We start from the raw sequence: 1,146 nt of genomic DNA, 5'->3' as shown, positions 1-1,146 counted from the left end.
CTGCACGTCGGGCAGGGCGCGGGGCGCGTCCGGGGTCTCGGGCAGCGGCAGGCGGCGGAAGCCGGGGGCGTCGGCCGAGGCGCACCAGCGGCGCTCCAGATCCTCGTCGAGCCACATCAGGGTGAGGGAGCAGGCGGCCATGTCGAGGCTGGTGACGAGCTCGCCGACCTCGGGGCGTACCACCGTGAGGCCCGCTCCGGCCAAGGCGTCGGCGACGTGGCCCCAGAGCAGGAAGAGCTCCTCGTACTTGGTGGCGCCCAGTCCGTTGAGGATCGCGGCGACCCGCGGACCCGCCCCCTCCGGGCGCTCTTCGAGGAGCCGCTCGACGAGGACGCGGGCCATCTCCGGAGCGTCGGCCATGTCGGCGTCACGCACACCGGGTTCGCCGTGGATGCCGAGGCCGATGGCCATCTTGCCCTCGGGGACCGTGAAGAGCGGGGTGTCGGCGCCGGGCATGGTGCAGCCGGCGAAGGCGATGCCGAAGGAGAACGTACGGTCGTTGGCGTGCCGGGCCGCGGCTTCGACGCCGTCCAGGTCGAGGCCCTCCTCGGCGGCTGCCCCGGCGACCTTGAAGACGGTGAAGTCCCCGGCTATGCCCCGGCGTTCGTGGCGACGCTCGGCGGGAGCGCTGGCCACGTCGTCGGTGACCATGACGGTGCGGGTGTCGATCCCGGCGTCCCGCAGACGGGCCTGCGCCATGCCGAAGTTCATACGGTCGCCCGCGTAGTTGCCGAAGGAGAAGAGGACTCCCGCACCGTTGTCGGCGGCCCGCGCCACGGACTCGGCCTGCCGCGCGGAGGGCGAGGTGAAGATGTTGCCGACCACGGCACCCGCCGCGAGCCCTTCGCCCACCAGTCCGCTGAACGCGGGGTAGTGCCCCGATCCGCCACCGACGACCACGGCGACCCGGCCCGCTTCCTGCGGCCGGGAGCGGACGACGCCTCCGGGGACCACGGTGACGTGCTCCGGATAGGCAGCGGCGAAACCTCGCAGCTGGTCCTCGCTGAAGCGGTCGGGGTCGTCGAAGAGCCGGGTCATGGCGGGTGAACTCCTAGTCGGAGAAGTACGAGTGGGGGGCGGGGAGGGCGACCCGGGGCCGGGGCGGGCGGGGCGGCGAGATCGGAAGAGCGTCGGGGGGGGGGAGAG

1 protein-coding gene is annotated in these 1,146 nt (G+C 73.4%); it reads right to left on the bottom strand.

Annotated elements, in window-relative coordinates; genetic code table 11:
* The coding region (locus ACWD3D_RS37320) for a dihydroxyacetone kinase family protein (RefSeq protein ID WP_451465064.1) at positions 1 to 1,038 on the bottom strand (1,038 nt) is incomplete at its 3' end.
* Between the last annotated feature and the right edge of the window lie 108 nt (positions 1,039 to 1,146).

This window comes from Streptomyces sp. NPDC002690 (assembly GCF_053592415.1).
The sequence above is the reverse complement of the archived record's forward strand: the minus strand, read 5'-3'. Positions and strand labels throughout refer to the sequence as shown.